Raw genomic sequence first — 17,487 nt, 5'->3', positions numbered from 1 at the left:
CAATGCCTGCGCCTGGTGCCCAGCGGACGCAAGTTGGTTATCGGCATCCCGTTCATCTGGCTGTTCCTGTTCTTCATGCTGCCGTTCTTTTTGGTGATGAAGATCAGCTTCTCGGAAGCCGCGCTGTCGATCCCGCCCTACACCGAGATCTACACCTACGCCGAACAGAAATTCCAGCTCCTGCTGAACATCGGCAACTACAGCATGCTCGGCGAAGACGAGCTGTATCTGTCGGCCTACCTCGGCTCGCTGAAGGTCGCCGCACTGAGCACGCTGATGTGCCTGGTGATCGGTTTCCCGATGGCCTACGCGATCACCAAGGCCAGCAAGGAAGCGCAAAACGTCCTGCTGCTGTTGATCATGATGCCGACCTGGACCGCGATCCTGATCCGCGTCTATGCGTGGATGGGCATCCTCAGCAACAACGGTCTGCTCAATGCGTTTCTGATGTGGACCGGGCTGACGGATCACCCTGTCGAAATCCTCAACACCAACACGGCGGTGTACATCGGCGTGGTGTATGCATATCTGCCGTTCATGGTGCTGCCGCTGTACGCCAACCTGGTGAAACACGACGGCAGTCTGCTGGAAGCCGCGCAGGACCTGGGTTCGAGCAATTTCAACAACTTCTGGAAAATCACCGTGCCGCTGGCCAAGAACGGCATCATCGCCGGCTGCATGCTGGTGTTCATTCCGGTGGTCGGCGAATTCGTGATTCCGGAGCTGCTGGGCGGTCCGGAGACGCTGATGATCGGTCGCGTGCTGTGGCAAGAGTTCTTCAATAACCGCGACTGGCCGGTGGCGTCCGCCCTGGCGGTGGTGATGCTGCTGATCCTGATTGTGCCGATCCTGCTGTTCAACCGCAGCCAGGCCAAAGAGATGGAGGGACGGGGATGAAACGCTTCGGATTTTCTAAGTTCATGCTGATCTTCGGCCTGACGTTCATTTATCTGCCGATGCTGATCCTGGTGATCTACTCGTTCAACGCCTCGAAACTGGTGACGGTGTGGGGCGGCTGGTCGGTGAAGTGGTACGCCGGGCTGCTCGACAACACGCAACTGATGGGTTCGGTGGTGCGCTCGCTGGAAATCGCCTGCTACACCGCCGTCGCGGCGGTGGCGCTGGGGACACTGGCGGCGTTCGTCCTGACCCGCGTGACACGCTTCAAGGGCCGCACGCTGTTTGGTGGTCTGGTCACCGCGCCGCTGGTGATGCCGGAAGTGATCACCGGTCTGTCGTTGTTGCTGCTGTTCGTGGCGATGGCGCAACTGATCGGCTGGCCGCAAGAGCGTGGCATCGTCACGATCTGGATCGCCCACACCACGTTTTGTGCCGCCTATGTCGCGGTGGTAGTCTCCGCCCGCCTGCGTGAGCTGGATCTGTCGATCGAAGAAGCGGCGATGGACCTGGGCGCCAAGCCGTTCAAGGTGTTTTTCCTGATCACCATTCCAATGATCGCGCCGTCGCTGGCGGCGGGCGGCATGATGTCGTTCGCCCTGTCGCTGGACGATCTGGTTCTGGCGAGCTTCGTCTCAGGGCCAGGTTCAACGACCCTGCCGATGGAAGTGTTCTCGGCGGTGCGCCTGGGCGTGAAACCTGAGATCAACGCCGTGGCGAGCCTGATTCTGCTGGCGGTGTCGCTGGTGACCTTCCTGGTCTGGTACTTCGGCCGCAAGGCAGAAGCCAACCGCAAGCGGGCGATCCAGGAAGCCATGGACCAGACCGCCAACGAGTCGTGGCAACAGCCGCAACGGGCGGCCACTGCAGCCTGATACGTGATGTTTTCGTGGCGAGGGAGCCCGCTCCCCCGCTACGGACTTCTGCTTTGTGTTTTTGAATGGCTTTTGAATAAAAAGAATGGAGTTGTACCGATGAAAATGTTTGGCAGGACTCTGCTGACACTGTCCTTAATGGGCGCAATCGCCACGGGCGTCCAGGCCAACGACAAGGTGCTGCGCGTTTACAACTGGTCGGACTACATCGCCCCGGACACCGTCAAGAAGTTCGAGGACGAGACCGGGATCCAGGTGACCTATGACGTGTTCGACAGCAACGAAACCCTCGAGGCGCGTCTGCTGGCGGGCAAATCGGGCTACGACATCGTGGTGCCGTCCAACAGTTTCCTGGCCAAGCAGATCAAGGCCGGGGTCTATCAGACGCTGGACAAATCGAAACTGCCGAACTGGAAGAACCTCAACCCGGTGCTGCTGAAAAACGCCTCCGCCAGTGACCCGGACAACGCCCACGCGTTTCCGTACATGTGGGGCTCGATCGGCATCGGTTTCAACCCGGCCAAGGTCAAGGAAGTGCTGGGCGCCAACGCCCCCACCAACTCCTGGGACCTGCTGTTCAAACCGGAGAACGCCGAGAAGCTGAAAGCCTGCGGCATCAGCTTCCTCGACTCGCCGACCGAAATGCTCCCGGCCGCCCTGCACTACCTGGGCTACCCGGTGAACGACAAGGACAAGGCGCACATCGCCGAAGCCGAAGCGCTGTTCATGAAGATCCGCCCGTCGGTGGCGTATTTCCATTCCTCCAAGTACATCTCGGACCTGGCCAACGGCAACATCTGCGTGGCGGTCGGTTACTCCGGTGACGTGCTGCAGGCCAAGGCCCGCGCGCAGGAATCCGGCAACAAGATCGAGATCGACTACAGCATTCCCAAGGAAGGCGCCGGCAGCTTCTACGACATGGTCGCGATCCCGCGTGATGCCGCCAACGTCGACAACGCCTACCTGTTCATGGACTTCCTGATGCGCCCGGACATCATCGCCGAAGTCACCAACAGCATCGGCTACAGCAACGCCAACGCGGCCGCCACACCACTGGTGGACGAAGCAATCCGCAACGAACCGGCGTCATACCCTTCGCAAGCGGTGATGGCGACGTTGTACGCGGTGCCGGATCAGCCGATCGCCACCCAACGGATCATGACCCGGGGCTGGACGCGGGTGAAGTTGGGTAAATAACGGTTCGAAAGAACGGTGGGAGCAAGCCCACTCCCACATTGCTGGACGATCAACCGAAAAGATTTCCCGTTCACGCAGCGCCTTACCACCGCTGCACCCTCCTCTGAACGGCCTCACCTGGCTCCCTCGGCTCAGGTGAATTCAGGCGCCCTCGGGCGCCTTTTTTTGTCGGCTCAGGTCAGCGGCCAATCGGCCAGTGCCCGATAGCGCCCCTTGTGGGATTCGAACAGCACGAAGCGTTCGGCACGCAGGAAGAACTCCGGCGGCGTCGCGGATTCCGGTTCCGGCGCGCGGAAGTCCCGGGCCAGGGTCAAATGCGGCCGGTACTCGCGCGTGGCCTCTTCAAAGCCGAACGGCAACATCGCCTGCTCCAGCGCATACACCAGCCGCAGCAGCCCTTGCGGTGCCTGCTCGGGCGCCAGGGACAACACCCCGGCACGGTGCCAGACCTGCAAGCGATCCAGCGAAATCTTCAACACCTCGCCCGAAGTGCGCACCTTGGCCGCCGACTCGCAGACCTCGGCAATCTGCGCCAGCGGCACCGCACCGAGAAACAGCAGTGTCAGGTGAAAATTGTCCGCCGGCACCGGTTTACCGCTTCTCAAGCCCAGCTCAGCACGCCACTGGGCAATCGCCTTGCGCTGCGCCGGTGGGCAGTCCAGAGCGAAAAACAGCCGCTTGAACGGTTGATCGCCATGCTTTGCGTCCGTCATGGGCGCGCTCCTTTCCGGGTGTCGATGGACCGATTCTACACGGCCCATTCTGGCGATCGGCGACACCTGTCTATAGTTCAAGGATTGCCATCAACCGGAGGACGTCATGCGCGAGATCCTCAGCAAAGAACCCTGGTGGGCCAGCCCGCCGCATCCCGGACAGAATGAAAACGAGCTGGAATGGGGCTGGCTGGTGCATTACAGCGAGGGCGAGCCGCGCTTCGAATTCGTCCATGAACGACCGACGGATGAAGAAATCCGCCTGCGCAAAAGCTGCCGGATCACCCCGTCGGTGGAGTGAGCCGGCCGTTGCCGAGGGGTTCAAGGTTCAATGAGGTATTTGAAGCCGCCGAAGATCATGCGCTGGCCGTCAAAGCCCATCGGATTGACGTCCGGTTGCATGCGCGGGTCCTCCATCATTTTTGCCATGCCGCTGTCGCGGGTGGCCTTGTCGGGCCAGATCAGCCAGCCGGATGACACGGTTTCACCCTCCTTGAGTTTTACCGCCATGGGGAACGACGTGACCTTGCCGTCCGGCACGTCATCGCCCCAGCATTGAACGACGCTCAGGGCGCCGTACTCCTTGAACAGTTTTGCCGCGACTTCGCAGTGTTTCGTGTACTGCGCAAGATTGGCGGTCGGAACGGGCGCCACGAAAATATCGATATAAGACATGTTCATTCTCCTTGCTGGGTCGGTTCGATCTGTGGGTTGATCGATTCCGGCGGCCGCCATTCGACACGATTGACGCCCAAACCGACCGACGGTTCGTCGCGCCCGCCCAGACTGCCCTCGACCTGCCCGGCGATGTGCAGCGTGCCGGCCATGACCCCGGTCGTCGGGTTTTGCAGCAGTTTCAGCCAGGCCTTGTCGAAAGTGTTGCCCAGGCTACTGCGGATCAATGCCTCGCTGTCGGGCCGGTCGTTGGCCTGGATGATCGCGCGTATGCCCGCCACGCCCACGGAAATCAGCGCCCCGGCGAGTTTCCCCGCCGCTGCCGCCACGGCACCGGCGGCGCCACGCGGGGCCATTTCCGCTTCCATGCGCTGGCTCGCACGCTTGGCGACCGGGGCCATGGTCGAGTCGGTCGACGCCACGCCTTTCGAACCGCCCGCGGTGTGAACCTTGTCGATCAGCGCGGCATAGGCCGGCAGCGTATTCAACGGTTCGGTGCTGACGACCTGATACAACGACGCGTCCCGCGCCGACGGTGGACCAAGGGCAATCGCTGGAATCTTTTGCAGGCGCCCGTTGAGCTGGGCAATCGGTACACCATGACGCTGGGCGATGAGCGGCATCTGCTGCGCCATCAGTTGCGCGTAGAACGCGGTGGACTGACCGAGGATCGCGTCCGGATCGATCTCCACCGCCACCGGCGCCAGCACCCTTTCCTGATATTGCTCAAGCAGATACGCCGCCAGACGCTTGGCCGATGCGTCCTGCTCGCCACCGGCGCTGATCGTGTACCAGCTGACTTTCATCGACAGCCATTCCTGGGTCCAGTAGCTGCTGAACCACGGGATGAAATTTTCTTCAGTTTGCTCGTAGACCCGAGTGCGCCAATGTTCCATCGAGCCACGGGCGAAAACCTTGACCTGTTCGGTGGCTTGCTGCGAGGCGCTGAGGATTTCCCGGTCGATCTGCTGCCAGGTCGCGGGTGATACCACCACCGCCGGCGCTGTCACCGGGGCCCGTGCCGAAGTGGCGCAGCCGGCCAGCAGAAACACGGCGGCGACCAGCAGCGCGCGCAGCTTCACGGGGCGGAGTCCTTCAAATGAGGAGGTAGCTGATTTGAGTATAGGAGTGAGTGGCGGGCCGTTTGTCCGGTCGCGTCAGGCGCCGTCAAACCCGGCACAGAACCCAACCATCATTGGCGTCGATATTCACCATCGCCACGATTGCCTTCCGCCGCAGGACCCAATGGCCCAGGATTGCCACATCCGAGACGCAACGAGGAGTTCACAGCATGATCACTACCGTCACCCTCGCCGTGAGTTTCCCGGTATTCGGCAGCAACTATTACGAGCAGCACCCCGTGCCACAAAAGACCCATGGGCTGGTGTTCAACGAAGATTTCGAAGATCTGCTGATGCCCGCCGCCAGCAATCATTTCAGCAATGAAGTGGTGGGCCTCAACGATCAGTTCCGCTTTCTGAGCGACATTCTTGCCACCCATTTGCTGGATATCGAGGCCTCGGCGCCTGCGCGATCCCGCGTCCAGGCAAGCGCTCACTTTTAATGCCCCTTGGAGGCGTCCCCGTGTGGGGGACGCCTTCTTTTTTTACTCAGTCATCATCCCGGTCGCGGTAGTAACGACGTCGGTCACGGCGGTCGTCATCGCGATCGTCCCAGCGCCGGTCGTGGTCGTAATAACGCCCGTGGTCGCGGTCGTAATGCCGGCCGTGGCGATAGTCATCATCAAAATCCGCCACACACCCGCCCAGCAATACGGCGGCAGAAACGGTCAGCAGCATCGTTGTAGCGTGCTTCATTCAACACTTCCCTAAAACCCAGGTCTTGACGACGGAAACGGTCAGCGCTGCCCTCGCCTTCGAGGCGCGGTGCGCGCAGCCGCAGATACGACCGGGCAAATGACTGATGATTCAGGGCCTGCCGACGACCGTTGGTCGGCTCGCTCCCGTGGCAGTGAGCTTGCCCCCGAAAGCGCTGTGTCGGCCGACTTGCAGGCTGCAAGTCCCCGCCCGTTCGCGGGCAGCCCGGCGCTCACAAAAGCGGCGCGTCACACCCTGGCGAAAATCCGCTTAAACCTTTTCCGTCTGCACAGAGTCACTCGTTGAAGAGACTGGCAACCATGCCGGCGCCCGCGCGGCTCAGTGCAGCCTGCCGCCCTGATCAGAGGAAGCCCAGCCATGAACGACCATGAACCCTCAACGCTCTCGCGACGCCGATTCCTGATTCTGGGCGTCGTCACCGCGACCGCGTTTGCGATGCCGCCCTTCATCAGCCTCAAGGCCTATGCGGCCACTCTGGAGCAACCGCCCATGGCCAAGGTCACGATCCAGGTCAACGGTCAGTCGCAGACCCTTGAAGTCGACACCCGCACCACCCTGCTTGACGCCCTGCGCGAACACCTGCACCTGACCGGCAGCAAAAAGGGCTGCGACCACGGTCAGTGCGGCGCGTGCACGGTGATTGCCGATGGTCGGCGGATCAACTCGTGCCTGACCCTGGCTGTGATGCAAAACGGCGTCGAGGTCACCACCATTGAAGGCCTCGGTCTGCCCGACAACCTGCATCCGATGCAGGCCGCGTTCATCAGGCACGACGGCTATCAATGCGGTTATTGCACACCGGGGCAGATCTGCTCGGCGGTGGCGGTGCTTGAGGAAATTCACCACGGCATCCCCAGCCACGTCAGCCCCAGCCTGACCGAGCCACCCAGGCTGAGCGCTGCGGAATTGCAGGAACGCATGAGCGGCAATATCTGCCGCTGCGGCGCGTACTCCAACATCATCGAGGCGATCAGCGAAGTCGCGGAGGTGCCGGCATGAAAGCGTTCGATTACAGCCGTGCCGATTCCCCCGCCGCAGCCGCCGCGCTGGCCGCGCAGTTCGAGGGCGCCAGGTTCATTGCCGGCGGCACCAATCTGCTGGACTTGATGAAACTCGACATCGAGACGCCGCAGCACCTGATCGACGTCAATCACCTGGGCCTCGACCAGATCGACGCCACGCCCGACGGCGGCCTGCGCATCGGCGCGCTGGTGCGCAACACCGATCTGGCCGCCGACGCCCGTGTGCGCAAAGACTACGCGCTGCTCTCCCGCGCTTTGCTCGCTGGCGCTTCGGGCCAGTTGCGCAACATGGCGACCACCGCCGGCAACCTGTTGCAACGCACCCGCTGTCCGTACTTCTACGACACCGCCCAGGCCTGCAACAAGCGCAAACCGGGCAGTGGTTGCGCGGCGATTGGCGGGGTCAGTCGGCAACTGGGCATCATCGGTGTCAGCGCTGCCTGCATCGCCACTCACCCGAGCGACATGGCGATTGCCCTGCGGGCACTGGATGCTCAGGTCGAAACGATCAGCGCCGATGGCAGCACTCGCAGTATCGCCATGGCGGATTTCCATCAATTGCCGGGCGACACACCGCATGTCGAAACCAGCCTGGCACCCGGCGAACTGATCACCGCTGTGGCTCTGCCGCCACCCGTGGGCGGCACTCACGTTTATCACAAGGTCCGCGACCGCGCGTCATACGCTTTTGCGCTGGTTTCAGTCGGGCTGATCCTGCAAAAGGACGGCGGCGGCCGCATCGCCGTCGGTGGCATCGCGCCAAAACCCTGGCGGGTCGAAGCGGCGGAAGCGCTGTTGCCTCAGGGCGCCAAAGCGGTCAGCACCCGCTTGCTCGACGGCGCCACGCCCACCCAGGACAACCAATTCAAAGTGACCCTGGTCGAGCGCACACTCGCCTCGGTGCTGGCCCAGGCGAGGGACGACGCATGAAATTCGACACGCCCGCCACCCGCAATCCGATCGACCAGTTGAAGGTCGTCGGCAAAGCCACCGATCGTATCGAAGGCCCGTTGAAAACCAGCGGCCAGGCGCCGTATGCCTATGAACAACATGAAGCGGTAAAACATCAGGCCTATGGCGTCATGGTCGGCTCGACCATCGCCAAAGGTCGCATCGCCAACATTGATCTTGCCGAGGCCAAGGCCGCGCCGGGGGTGCTGGCGATCGTCACCGCTGCCAACGCCGGCAAGCTCGGCAAGGGCAAATACAACGCCGCGCATCTGCTCGCCGGCCCGCAGGTGCAGCACTATCACCAGGCCGTGGCGTTGGTGGTCGCCGAGACGTTCGAACAGGCTCGCGCTGCCGCGCAGTGCGTCAAGGTTGACTATGAGGCCACCAAGGGCGAGTTCGATCTGGCCAGCGTGCGCGACCAGGGCGTCGAACCCAAGGACGAAATGCCCGACGTCCGCCACGGCGACTTTGCGGCGGCATTCGCGGCGGCGCCGGTGCAGTTCGATCAGACCTACACCACGCCGGATCAGTCCCACGCCATGATGGAGCCGCACTCCACGCTGGCCGCATGGCAAGGCGATCAACTGACCCTGTGGACCTCGAACCAGATGGTCGCCTGGAGCGTCGGCGACATCGCCGCCACCCTGGGTCTGCCCAAGGAGAAGGTCCGCCTGATCTCGCCCTACATCGGTGGCGGCTTCGGTGGCAAGCTGTTCATCCGCGCCGATGCAATCCTCGCCGCTCTTGGCGCACGCCTGGCCGGCCGACCGGTGAAAGTCGCGCTGACCCGGCCGCAGGTCGCCAACAACACCACCCACCGCCCCGCCACCATTCAACGGATTCGCATGGGTGCCACGGCGGACGGCAAACTCACCGCCATCGCCCATGAAGGCTGGTCGGGTAATCTGGCCGAGGGCAAGGTCGAGCTGGCGGCACAGCCGAGCCAGTTGCTCTATGCCGCCGAAAATCGTCTGGTGAGCATGCGCCTCGCGCCGCTGGACCTGCCGGAAGGCAATGCCATGCGCGCGCCCGGGGAAACCCCGGGGCTGATGGTGCTGGAAATCGCCATGGACGAGATGGCGGAAAAACTCAAACTCGATCCGATCCAGTTCCGCATCCTCAACGACACCCAGGTCGACCCGGTGAAAACCGAGCGACCATTCTCCCAGCGCCACCTGATCGAATGCCTGCAAACCGGCGCCGAACGCTTCGGCTGGGATAAGCGCAACGCACAACCGGGCAGCCGTCGCGAAGGTCGCTGGCTGATCGGTATGGGCGTGGCGGCGGCGATTCGCAACAATCTGCTGGTGAAGTCCGGCGCGCGGGTGCGGCTGGAGCGCAACGGCAAAATCACCGTGGAAACCGACATGACCGACATCGGCACCGGCAGCTACACGATCATCGCGCAGACGGCGGCCGAGATGATGGGCGTGGGTCTGGAAGAGGTGGTGGTGCATCTGGGCGATTCGAGTTTTCCGGTGTCGTCCGGCTCCGGTGGGCAGTTCGGTGGCAACTGCTCGACTGCCGGGGTGTATGCGGCGTGCGTGAAACTGCGTGAGGCCGTAGCGGCGAAACTCGGCATGAGCCAGGGCGAAGCCGAGTTTATCGACGGCCATGTGCGCCTCGGCAGCAAAAGCCTGCCGTTGCGCAACGCCGCGCAGGATGCGGCGCTGGAGGCCGAGGACAGTATCGAGTTCGGCGACCTTGCCAAGCAGTATCAGCAGTCGACGTTCGGCGCGCATTTCGCCGAAGTCGCGGTGGATGCAGCGACCGGTGAAGTGCGGGTACGGCGCATGCTCGCGGTGTGCTCGGCCGGCCGGATTCTCAACCCGAAATCCGCGCGCAGCCAGGTGATCGGCGCCATGACCATGGGCGTCGGGGCGGCATTGATGGAGGAGCTGGCGGTGGACAAGCGGTTGGGCTTCTTCGTCAACCATGACCTGGCGGGGTACGAGGTGCCGGTACATGCCGACATTCCGCATCAGGAGGTGATTTTCCTCGATGAGACGGACCCGGTTTCATCGCCGATGAAAGCCAAGGGAGTAGGAGAACTGGGAATTTGCGGCGTGAGCGCGGCAGTGGCGAATGCGATCTATAACGCGACGGGGGCCAGGGTACGGGAATACCCGGTGACACTGGACAAGATTATGGGGGCTTTGCCGGAGATGGTCTGAGGGTGTGACGCTGAAATCGGGTGAACCCTTTTGTCCTCATCGAACGCCGCCCGCCCAGTCCTCTCCCGGGGGAGAGGGCTGGGCTAAGAGCCTTATTCGGTACGCGGATACTGCGCCTCCCCCACCTGCTCCATCCACTCCACCACGCTCCCGTCCAGCACTTCGGCAATCGCGATATGGGTCATCGCCGTCGTCGCTGCCGCGCCATGCCAATGCTTCGCCCCCGGCGCAATCCACACGGTATCGCCCGGCTGAATACGGCGAACCGGCTGCCCCCACTCCTGTACAAACCCCGCACCGGCCGTGACGATCAGCGTCTGCCCCAACGGGTGGGTATGCCACGCCGTACGCGCGCCTGGTTCGAAGGTCACGGTCGCACCACTGACCCGAGCGGCGTCAGTGCCCTTGAACGGCGCATCGACCCGCACCGTGCCGGTAAACCAGTCCGCCGGCCCCTTGGCCGACGGTTGCGAACCATTGGGCGTGACCGTCACGCGTGGCGTTTCATTGGCCTGCACCTCGCCCGCGAGCAGGGAAAGGGTCAGCGCCGAAGCGGCAATCGGGTTCATGGCATGTCTCCAGAGTCTGATGAATACACCCGAGCACTTTAGCGAGCCGTACTCTTCAGATAATCGACTAGAATTCGAAAAAACTTATGCAGGACACTCATCAATGCTTCGGGAAAACGCCAGCGACCTTCTCGCCTTCCTCGCCGTGGCGCGGGAGCGCAGTTTCACCAAGGCAGCGGCCAGGCTCGGCGTCTCGCAATCGGCGCTCAGCCATACGATTCGCAGCCTCGAAGCGCGCCTCGGCCTGCGCCTGCTGACCCGCACCACGCGCAGCGTGTCCCCCACCGAGGCCGGTGAACATCTGCTGCAAACCGTTGGCCCGCGTTTCGAGGAGATCGAACTGGAGCTGGCGGCCCTGAGCAACCTGCGCGAAACCCCGGCCGGGCGGATTCGCATCAGCGCAACCGATCATTCGCTGGACTGGCTGCTGCGCCCGGTGCTGCAAACGTTCCTGCCCCAATACCCGGACATCGCCGTCGAGGTCTGCTGCGACTACGGCTTCGTCGATATCGCCGGGCAAGGCTTCGATGCCGGCGTGCGCCTGGGCGAAGACGTGGCGCAAGGCATGATCGCCACCCGCATCGGCCCGGACATGCGCATGGCGGTGGTCGGCTCGCCGGCCTACTTCGACCGGCATCCGCCGCCGACAACCCCACGGGAGCTGACCGGACACGCCTGCAACAACCTGCGTCTGCCGACCAATGGCGGCTTGTACAGCTGGGAGTTCGAGAAGGACGGCGAAAGCCTCAAGGTGCGGGTTTCCGGGCAGATCACCCTCAACGGCGTCTACCCCTTGCTTGACGCGGCGCTCGACGGTTTCGGTCTGAGCTACATTCCGGAAAACGTCGTCGCCCCTTATCTGGCGGACGGACGTCTGCGACAAGTGCTGGAGGATTGGTGCCCGGCATTTTCCGGTTACCACCTGTACTACCCGAGCCGGCGCCAGGCCGCGCCAGCCTTTGCGCTGCTGCTGGAGGCGCTGCGTTATCGCGGCCGCTAACTCACCAGCGCAATCAACTGCTGGCGCTGCGCATCAGTCAGCATCAAGCCGAACCCGGCGCCCGCGTTGTCGGCCATGTAGCGCGGATTGCCGGTGCCGGGAATCACGCAGGTCACCGCCGGGTGCGCCAGCAGGAATTTCAGCGCCAGTTGCGGCCAACTGTTGACCTGCACCTGCGGCGCCCACCCCGGCAACGGCCTGCCCTTGAGCTTCGTGAGCAGATCACCACCGCCAAATGGCCGGTTGCAGATCACCGCCACCCCGCGTTCGCGGCACAGCGGCAGGATGCGTTTTTCGACACCGCGATCGTCGAGGGCGTAGTTGATTTGCAGGAAATCCAGCGGCTCGGCTTTCAGCACCGCCTCGACCTCCTCGTAAGCCGAGGACGTGTAGTGAGTAATGCCAATGTAGCGAATGCGTCCCTGCGCTTTCCACTCGCGCAGGGTCGGCAAGTGGGTTTGCCAGTCCAGCAGGTTGTGGATCTGCATCAGATCGATGCGCTCGGTGCGCAGCAGGCTGAACGAACGCTCCATCTGCGCGATGCCCTCCTGGCGGCCGCGCGTCCACACCTTGGTCGCCAGGAACGCCGGTGAGCGCGGCTCATGGATCGACAGCAGCTCGCCCGTGGTTTCTTCGGCGCGGCCGTACATCGGCGAGCTGTCGACCACCGTGCCGCCCTTTCGGAACAACTCGCTGAGCACCGCCGGCAGCTGTTTGTAGAGCGGATCGCCGGGGGCGACATCGAAACCGCGATAGGTGCCCAATCCCACCAGCGGCAGCGGCTCGGAGCTCGAAGGGATGGGGCGGGTCTGCATGGTCTGGTCTCCTGTGCCGCTCGGCGACGTGGCAATGGCCAACGTCCGATCAAAGGTGACGACCGCCGAAACCCCGGCAGCCAGAGTCAGAAGGTGACGGCGGGAATAACCCTGAGTGTGGCTCATGCCCGCGCTCCTGCTGCGTGGAACTGTTGCGCCTTGTGTATCGCGGCCGCTGCGCCAGATCGCTGGACTACACTGCGACGACGAACCTCCGCGTCCCGATAAAGTTAGCCGAATGTCACGAACCCTGTTGTCACTCGTCGTTTTGCTCGTCGCCGTTTACCTGCTGCTGTGCGCGGGGCTGTTCGTGTTTCAGCGTTCGTTGATCTATTTCCCGTCGTCCGGCGCAGCGGTTTCAGCGGACGCCCGGCTGACCCTGTCGATGCCGGATGCCGAGATTCAGGTGATTACCCGCGCGCACTCCGGGTCGAGGGCACTGATCTATTTCGGCGGCAATGCCGAAGACGTGTCACGCAATCTGCCAGGGTTCGCCGAGGCGTTTCCCGATTACGCGCTGTATCTGCTGAATTACCGGGGATTTGGCGGCAGCGGCGGCTCGCCGTCAGAGGAAGCGATCGCGCAGGACGCTCTGGCGCTGTTCGATCAGGTGTACGCCAGCCATCCGCAGATTGCCCTGGTCGGGCGCAGTCTCGGTTCCGGGGTGGCGGTACGGCTGGCGAGTCAACGGCCGGTGGCGCAACTGGTTCTGGTGACGCCGTACAACAGCCTCGCCGAACTTGCCGTCCAGCACTATCCGTGGGTGCCGGTGAACTGGCTGCTCAAGGATCGTTACGAGTCGGGTCAATATGCGGCGCATATCCGCGTGCCGACCCTGTTGCTGGCGGCCAGCGATGATGAAGTGATCCCCCGGGCCAGCACGGAACGGTTGCTGGCGCATTTTCCCAAGGGCGTGGCAACGCTGCGGGTAGTGCCGGATTCAGGGCACAACTCGATATCCGAGCGGGAGCAGTATCTGCAGTGGATGGAGGATGTGTTGAATCGGTGACACACCAGTCGTCGGCTTGCCCAAAAGGCCATTATTGAACCCGTGAACCAAGTCCAAAAACACCAGTCCTACCCGCGCCGTGTTCTGCGGTTCATCCCCTTTCAGCATTGTCCTTTTCAGAGTCGCCCGTCCCATGCGCCACGTCGTTCGTTCGTCTCGCGTCATTTCGCTGTGCCTGCTGATCCTTTCGCCCCTGCTCGCTGACACCGCCCACGCCAGCGCCGAGCGACAACTGGTGGCCGCCATCAACGACTATCGGGCACACCCGCAACGCTGTGACCGGCGCCCCGCCCAGCGCCTGGCGCCACTGGCCCTGAACTCGAACCTTGCATTGCCGATTGGCTATGGCTACGGCGGTGGCATGCGTGAGGCACTGAAATCGTCCGGGTATGCGGCGGTGAGCGTGCGCAGCATCCGCATTGTCGGGGCCGAGGACGCCGAAGACGCCTTCGACCTGCTGCAAAGCGATTATTGCGGCGCCCTGCTGGATAGCCAGTACGCCGACATCGGCATCAGTCGCTCGCGCAATGAATGGCAAGTGGTGCTCGCGCAGCCGGTACTCGACCGTCGCACAGGCGACAACCGCAGCGTCGGCAAAGCGCTGCTGGCCGAGGTCAACGCCGCCCGCGCACGGCCACGGATGTGCGGACGCCAGCGATTCGCCGCTGCCCGCCCGCTGAGCTGGAACCCGGCGCTCGGCGCCGCCGCGCAGGGTCACAGCAAAGCCATGGCCTACGGCAACTACTTCGCCCATCGTGACCCGGACGGCGATATGCCGGCGGATCGCGCGCGGGCCGCCGGTTATCGTGGCCGGCAGATTGGCGAAAACATTGCTGCCGGGCAGAGTTCCCCAGGCAAGGCCATGGCCGGTTGGCTGGCGAGCCCCGGCCACTGCGCCAACCTGATGAACCCGATGTTCACCCAGGTCGGCGCCGGGTTTGCCAGTCAGGCGCGCAGTGATGAAGGGGTTTACTGGACAATGCTGTTCGGCGCGCCTTGATCGGCTCCGGGCACTTCAGTTACCTGGGGCGCCGAACGACCCGCACCCGGCCGCTCCCCCCGCCGCCGCAGTAAAAACGATCGCCGCCGTCCGCCTCCAGCCCCGATACGCCGATCCCGGTCGGCATCTTCAGGCTTTCCAGCACCTCACCGCTGCGCGGGTCGATCCGTCGCAGATCGCTTTCATCGCCCTCCCAGGTGCCGTGCCACAGCGCGCCGTCGACCCAGGTCACGCCCGTGACGAACCGGTTCGACTCCAGTGTCCGTAGTACCTCGCCCGTCTGCGGGTCGATCTGATGGATCTTGCGCTCGCGGTACTGCCCCACCCACAGAGAGCCTTCCGCCCAGGCCAGGCCCGAGTCATTGCCGCCGCCGGGGGCCGGGATGCTGTTGAGTACGCGGCCGGTGGCCGGGTCGATTTTCTGGATGCGGCTGTCGGCGATCTGGAACAGATGCGTGCCGTCGAACGCGGTGCCCGCGTCGGCGCCGACCTTGATGGCGCGGGTGGTTTCGCCGCTGGCCGGGTCCAGCGCATTGAGCTGGCCGTCACTGGCGAACCACACTTGCCGGCCGTCGAAGGTCACGCCGTGGACGTTGCCGATGCCGTCGAACGGGCCGTATTCGCGGAGCACTTCTGCGTTTGCCTGTTTCATGGTGCTTTCCTCGCTGATTGGAGCGTCCAGCCTAGCCATTGCCCAGAGACACCGGGAGTAACAAGATCGTCGCGAAACCCGGCACCGGCGGGGTCATCCAGCGTCGCGCACGGCCAAGACCGAACGCCTGCACCTTGCCGTCGAGCGCCAGGGTTTCCAGTGCCCGTTGCACCTGGCGCTGACTGTTGCCCAACGCCAGCGCCAGTCCGGAACTCGACCAGGCCTGACCGTCGGCGAGCAAGGCCAGCAGCGCCGCGTGCTTTTCCTCGACCGGCGGCGTGAGCAGCGCCACCTCGCTGGCGACCAGCGCATAACCGCGTGGCGTGGCGATGACGTTGCCAAGGGGCTCCAGCGCCGCGCGTAAACGTCCGATCTCGACCCGCAGACGGGCGCGGTGCGATTCATCGCTGAGTTTCAAACGAAAGGTGTTGGCGATCAGCACCGCTCGCGGCACATCCCCCGGCCAGGCTTCGGCGAGCAACCGGGCGAGGTTGAACAGCACCGGTCGGCTGGACAATGCGATGGTCATGCCGGCGCCGCGCACGCTGTAGCGGCAGGCGTCGACCACCAGGCCTGGCGAGTTAAACAACGCTTCGACCTGCTCCAGAATCACCGTTTGCGTTCGCCCCGAACGGATCAGATGCGCCGCCGGCGCGTCGAGCAGGCGCAGCGCATGCTCAACCTCCGCCGCCAGCGCTGCGATCCCGGACTGTTGCGCCGCGTGCCGCGCCCGAAGCAGCGTCGACCGGGCCTTGTGCGCCTGTACCCGGCGTAGCGCGAGTCCCGCCTCCATCAGTTCGTGAGCCGCACGCAAGGCTGGCGGCAACGGCGCGGGGTCCAGTTCGCCGAGCAACGCTTGCGCGGCATCCAGCTCGCCGATCAACAGCCAGCGGCGCGCCTGCAAATACCCCGCGTGCGCCGCATTCAACGGATCGCCATGCTCCTGCAGCACGCGCCGCGCGGCGTCCAGCGCCTTGACCGGCCACCCCAGATCCCGCGCCGCCAGCGCTACCTCGGCCTCGGCCACCACGCAGCGCGCACGGGACAGCGGCTCATTGGCGCCGAACGCCTTCACTGCCCGCTGCAACAAGCCCTTGGCCCGCGCCAGATCGCCAAGTTGAGCCATGGCGATGCCACGTAGCGCCAGCGCCGGCGGGTCTTCGCGCAGAGCGACGAAATTCAGCGCGGCCAACGGATCGCCCGCCGCGAGCGCCCGGCCGGCGGCGTTGATCAACGAGTCCATAGTGAGTTCATCCTGGCGGCTGCTCCCGTGCAGAGTCGTGTAATCGAGTTTAATCTCAGCGTCCGGATGCGTTTAAATTGCTTGATAGCACTTTGGCGTTCCTGCACCATCGGCAAAGCTTTTCCACGGAAGGAGTCAGGCATGCTGGACGCGAACGCTACCCACATCACCCTCACGCTCGAAGGCGCCTCCGCCGACCTGCAAGTCCTCAGCTTCACCGGTCGCGAAGCCCTCAACCAGCCCTTCCGTTTCGACATCGAACTGGTCAGCGCCCGTCCCGACCTCAAGCTCGAAGAACTCCTGCACAAGCCCGGCTGCCTGACCTTCGGCGCCACCGGAGAGGGCAAGATTCATGGTCTGGTGTACCGCATCGAGCAAGGCGACTCCGGCAAGACCCTGACCCGCTACAGCCTCAGTCTGGTGCCGCAACTGGCGTACCTGCGGCACAACCACGATCAGCAGATCTTCCAGCACCTCACCGTGCCGAAAATCATCGCCCAGGTGCTGGAGGATCGCGGGATTCTCGCCGATGCCTACAGTTTCCAGCTTGGCACCGAATACCCGGAACGCGACTACTGCGTGCAGTACGACGAGTCCGACCTGCATTTCATCCAGCGTCTGTGCGAGGAGGAAGGCATTCACTTCCACTTCCAGCACAGCAGCAGCGGCCACAAACTGGTGTTCGGCGACGACCAGACAGTGTTCCGCAAACTCAAACCGGTGAACTACCAGCAAGACTCCGGCATGGCCGCCGACAAACCGGTGATCAAGCGCTTCAACCTGCGCCTGGAAACCCGCACCAGCCGCGTCAGCCGCCGCGATTACGACTTCGAAAAACCGAAGATCCTGCCCGAAGG

Annotated in this window: 20 protein-coding genes; 12 read left to right on the top strand and 8 right to left on the bottom strand. The window is 63.6% G+C overall.

What is annotated here, in order from left to right; translation table 11 throughout:
• Positions 1-15: 15 nt before the first annotated feature.
• The 3 genes from KVQ74_RS22315 to KVQ74_RS22305 all read left to right on the top strand — a co-directional run bounded on the left by KVQ74_RS22315 (position 16) and on the right by KVQ74_RS22305 (position 2,969).
• Positions 16-897, top strand: a complete 882-nt coding sequence (locus tag KVQ74_RS22315; RefSeq protein ID WP_217833697.1) for an ABC transporter permease subunit — start codon at positions 16-18, stop codon at positions 895-897.
• Positions 894-1,772: an ABC transporter permease subunit gene (locus KVQ74_RS22310; protein ID WP_217833537.1), complete on the top strand. Its 879-nt coding sequence runs from the start codon at positions 894-896 to the stop codon at positions 1,770-1,772. The genes KVQ74_RS22315 and KVQ74_RS22310 overlap by 4 nt, the downstream gene beginning before the upstream one ends.
• 99 nt (positions 1,773-1,871) lie before the next feature.
• A complete protein-coding gene (locus KVQ74_RS22305; protein WP_217833536.1) occupies positions 1,872-2,969 on the top strand; it encodes a polyamine ABC transporter substrate-binding protein in 1,098 nt (365 codons plus the stop codon).
• Between the two features lie 173 nt (positions 2,970-3,142).
• On the opposite strand, the gene thpR is transcribed toward KVQ74_RS22305, so the two are convergent.
• Positions 3,143-3,682, bottom strand: coding sequence for an RNA 2',3'-cyclic phosphodiesterase (gene thpR, locus KVQ74_RS22300; protein ID WP_217833535.1), 540 nt, complete (start codon positions 3,680-3,682; stop codon positions 3,143-3,145).
• Positions 3,683-3,788: 106 nt separating this feature from the next.
• Between thpR and KVQ74_RS22295 the strand changes: the two genes are divergently transcribed.
• Entirely contained in the window at positions 3,789-3,983 is a 195-nt protein-coding gene (locus KVQ74_RS22295) for a PIN domain-containing protein (RefSeq protein ID WP_217833534.1), read from the top strand.
• Positions 3,984-4,003: 20 nt separating this feature from the next.
• On the opposite strand, the gene KVQ74_RS22290 is transcribed toward KVQ74_RS22295, so the two are convergent.
• Both KVQ74_RS22290 and KVQ74_RS22285 read right to left on the bottom strand, forming a co-directional pair.
• Complete coding sequence (locus tag KVQ74_RS22290) at positions 4,004-4,357, bottom strand: DUF1428 domain-containing protein (protein ID WP_217833533.1); 354 nt, start codon at positions 4,355-4,357, stop codon at positions 4,004-4,006.
• Positions 4,358-4,359: 2 nt separating this feature from the next.
• Positions 4,360-5,439, bottom strand: a complete 1,080-nt coding sequence (locus KVQ74_RS22285) for a hypothetical protein (RefSeq protein ID WP_217833532.1) — start codon at positions 5,437-5,439, stop codon at positions 4,360-4,362.
• A 209-nt stretch (positions 5,440-5,648) separates the two neighbouring features.
• Here KVQ74_RS22285 and KVQ74_RS22280 point away from each other — a divergent pair, with 209 nt between their 5' ends.
• A complete protein-coding gene (locus KVQ74_RS22280) occupies positions 5,649-5,921 on the top strand; it encodes a hypothetical protein (protein WP_217833531.1) in 273 nt (90 codons plus the stop codon).
• 46 nt (positions 5,922-5,967) lie between these two features.
• Here the strand turns inward: KVQ74_RS22280 and KVQ74_RS22275 are convergent, their stop codons facing one another.
• Entirely contained in the window at positions 5,968-6,174 is a 207-nt protein-coding gene (locus KVQ74_RS22275; protein WP_217833530.1) for a hypothetical protein, read from the bottom strand.
• A gap of 378 nt (positions 6,175-6,552) precedes the next feature.
• Between KVQ74_RS22275 and paoA the strand changes: the two genes are divergently transcribed.
• From paoA to paoC, 3 genes are read left to right on the top strand one after another with little or no spacing between them, the layout of a single operon-like run.
• The gene (gene paoA, locus KVQ74_RS22270) at positions 6,553-7,194 is read left to right on the top strand and encodes an aldehyde dehydrogenase iron-sulfur subunit PaoA (RefSeq protein ID WP_217833529.1); all 642 of its coding nucleotides are present in this window, start codon (positions 6,553-6,555) and stop codon (positions 7,192-7,194) included.
• A complete protein-coding gene (locus KVQ74_RS22265; protein ID WP_217833528.1) occupies positions 7,191-8,147 on the top strand; it encodes an FAD binding domain-containing protein in 957 nt (318 codons plus the stop codon). Before paoA ends, KVQ74_RS22265 begins: the two co-directional genes overlap by 4 nt.
• Positions 8,144-10,342 carry an aldehyde oxidoreductase molybdenum-binding subunit PaoC gene (gene paoC, locus KVQ74_RS22260; protein WP_217833527.1) on the top strand — a complete coding sequence of 733 codons (2,199 nt, stop codon included), beginning with the start codon at positions 8,144-8,146 and terminating at the stop codon, positions 10,340-10,342. The genes KVQ74_RS22265 and paoC overlap by 4 nt, the downstream gene beginning before the upstream one ends.
• Before the next feature lie 92 nt (positions 10,343-10,434).
• On the opposite strand, the gene KVQ74_RS22255 is transcribed toward paoC, so the two are convergent.
• Positions 10,435-10,911 carry a (R)-mandelonitrile lyase gene (locus KVQ74_RS22255; RefSeq protein WP_217833526.1) on the bottom strand — a complete coding sequence of 159 codons (477 nt, stop codon included), beginning with the start codon at positions 10,909-10,911 and terminating at the stop codon, positions 10,435-10,437.
• 103 nt (positions 10,912-11,014) lie between these two features.
• Here KVQ74_RS22255 and KVQ74_RS22250 point away from each other — a divergent pair, with 103 nt between their 5' ends.
• Positions 11,015-11,911 (top strand): LysR family transcriptional regulator, encoded by an 897-nt coding sequence (locus KVQ74_RS22250; protein WP_217833525.1) that lies wholly within the window; start codon positions 11,015-11,017, stop codon positions 11,909-11,911.
• Here KVQ74_RS22250 and KVQ74_RS22245 read toward each other — a convergent pair.
• Entirely contained in the window at positions 11,908-12,852 is a 945-nt protein-coding gene (locus tag KVQ74_RS22245) for an aldo/keto reductase (protein WP_217833524.1), read from the bottom strand. The two genes, KVQ74_RS22250 and KVQ74_RS22245, sit on opposite strands and share 4 nt — an antisense overlap.
• 112 nt (positions 12,853-12,964) lie before the next feature.
• On the opposite strand from KVQ74_RS22245, the gene KVQ74_RS22240 reads away from it, so the two are divergent.
• Positions 12,965-13,735, top strand: a complete 771-nt coding sequence (locus KVQ74_RS22240) for an alpha/beta hydrolase (protein WP_217833523.1) — start codon at positions 12,965-12,967, stop codon at positions 13,733-13,735.
• A gap of 133 nt (positions 13,736-13,868) precedes the next feature.
• Positions 13,869-14,735 carry a CAP domain-containing protein gene (locus KVQ74_RS22235; protein WP_217833522.1) on the top strand — a complete coding sequence of 289 codons (867 nt, stop codon included), beginning with the start codon at positions 13,869-13,871 and terminating at the stop codon, positions 14,733-14,735.
• A gap of 19 nt (positions 14,736-14,754) precedes the next feature.
• Here KVQ74_RS22235 and KVQ74_RS22230 read toward each other — a convergent pair whose 3' ends face one another.
• Both KVQ74_RS22230 and KVQ74_RS22225 read right to left on the bottom strand, forming a co-directional pair.
• On the bottom strand, positions 14,755-15,387 hold the full coding sequence (locus KVQ74_RS22230) for a Vgb family protein (RefSeq protein WP_217833696.1): 633 nt from the start codon (positions 15,385-15,387) through the stop codon (positions 14,755-14,757).
• Between the two features lie 31 nt (positions 15,388-15,418).
• Positions 15,419-16,630, bottom strand: a complete 1,212-nt coding sequence (locus KVQ74_RS22225) for a helix-turn-helix domain-containing protein (protein ID WP_217833521.1) — start codon at positions 16,628-16,630, stop codon at positions 15,419-15,421.
• Between the two features lie 141 nt (positions 16,631-16,771).
• Here KVQ74_RS22225 and tssI point away from each other — a divergent pair.
• On the top strand, positions 16,772-17,487 hold a 716-nt coding region (gene tssI / locus KVQ74_RS22220), incomplete at its 3' end, for a type VI secretion system tip protein TssI/VgrG (RefSeq protein ID WP_217833520.1).

This window comes from Pseudomonas botevensis (genome assembly GCF_019145475.1).
GTDB lineage: Bacteria > Pseudomonadota > Gammaproteobacteria > Pseudomonadales > Pseudomonadaceae > Aquipseudomonas > Aquipseudomonas botevensis.
This window is presented reverse-complemented; position numbering and strand designations above follow the sequence as displayed.

What these genes read in the sequence shown, in the direction of transcription:
- KVQ74_RS22230 (WP_217833696.1), bottom strand. Translation starts at nt 15,387, where the DNA reads ATGAAACAGGCAAACGCAGAAGTGCTCCGCGAATACGGCCCGTTCGAC.
- KVQ74_RS22245 (WP_217833524.1), bottom strand. Translation starts at nt 12,852, where the DNA reads ATGAGCCACACTCAGGGTTATTCCCGCCGTCACCTTCTGACTCTGGCT.
- paoA (WP_217833529.1), top strand. Translation starts at nt 6,553, where the DNA reads ATGAACGACCATGAACCCTCAACGCTCTCGCGACGCCGATTCCTGATT.
- KVQ74_RS22310 (WP_217833537.1), top strand. Translation starts at nt 894, where the DNA reads ATGAAACGCTTCGGATTTTCTAAGTTCATGCTGATCTTCGGCCTGACG.
- thpR (WP_217833535.1), bottom strand. Translation starts at nt 3,682, where the DNA reads ATGACGGACGCAAAGCATGGCGATCAACCGTTCAAGCGGCTGTTTTTC.
- paoC (WP_217833527.1), top strand. Translation starts at nt 8,144, where the DNA reads ATGAAATTCGACACGCCCGCCACCCGCAATCCGATCGACCAGTTGAAG.
- KVQ74_RS22235 (WP_217833522.1), top strand. Translation starts at nt 13,869, where the DNA reads ATGCGCCACGTCGTTCGTTCGTCTCGCGTCATTTCGCTGTGCCTGCTG.
- KVQ74_RS22250 (WP_217833525.1), top strand. Translation starts at nt 11,015, where the DNA reads ATGCTTCGGGAAAACGCCAGCGACCTTCTCGCCTTCCTCGCCGTGGCG.
- KVQ74_RS22275 (WP_217833530.1), bottom strand. Translation starts at nt 6,174, where the DNA reads ATGAAGCACGCTACAACGATGCTGCTGACCGTTTCTGCCGCCGTATTG.
- KVQ74_RS22225 (WP_217833521.1), bottom strand. Translation starts at nt 16,630, where the DNA reads ATGGACTCGTTGATCAACGCCGCCGGCCGGGCGCTCGCGGCGGGCGAT.
- KVQ74_RS22240 (WP_217833523.1), top strand. Translation starts at nt 12,965, where the DNA reads ATGTCACGAACCCTGTTGTCACTCGTCGTTTTGCTCGTCGCCGTTTAC.
- KVQ74_RS22290 (WP_217833533.1), bottom strand. Translation starts at nt 4,357, where the DNA reads ATGTCTTATATCGATATTTTCGTGGCGCCCGTTCCGACCGCCAATCTT.
- KVQ74_RS22265 (WP_217833528.1), top strand. Translation starts at nt 7,191, where the DNA reads ATGAAAGCGTTCGATTACAGCCGTGCCGATTCCCCCGCCGCAGCCGCC.
- KVQ74_RS22255 (WP_217833526.1), bottom strand. Translation starts at nt 10,911, where the DNA reads ATGAACCCGATTGCCGCTTCGGCGCTGACCCTTTCCCTGCTCGCGGGC.
- KVQ74_RS22295 (WP_217833534.1), top strand. Translation starts at nt 3,789, where the DNA reads ATGCGCGAGATCCTCAGCAAAGAACCCTGGTGGGCCAGCCCGCCGCAT.
- KVQ74_RS22280 (WP_217833531.1), top strand. Translation starts at nt 5,649, where the DNA reads ATGATCACTACCGTCACCCTCGCCGTGAGTTTCCCGGTATTCGGCAGC.
- KVQ74_RS22305 (WP_217833536.1), top strand. Translation starts at nt 1,872, where the DNA reads ATGAAAATGTTTGGCAGGACTCTGCTGACACTGTCCTTAATGGGCGCA.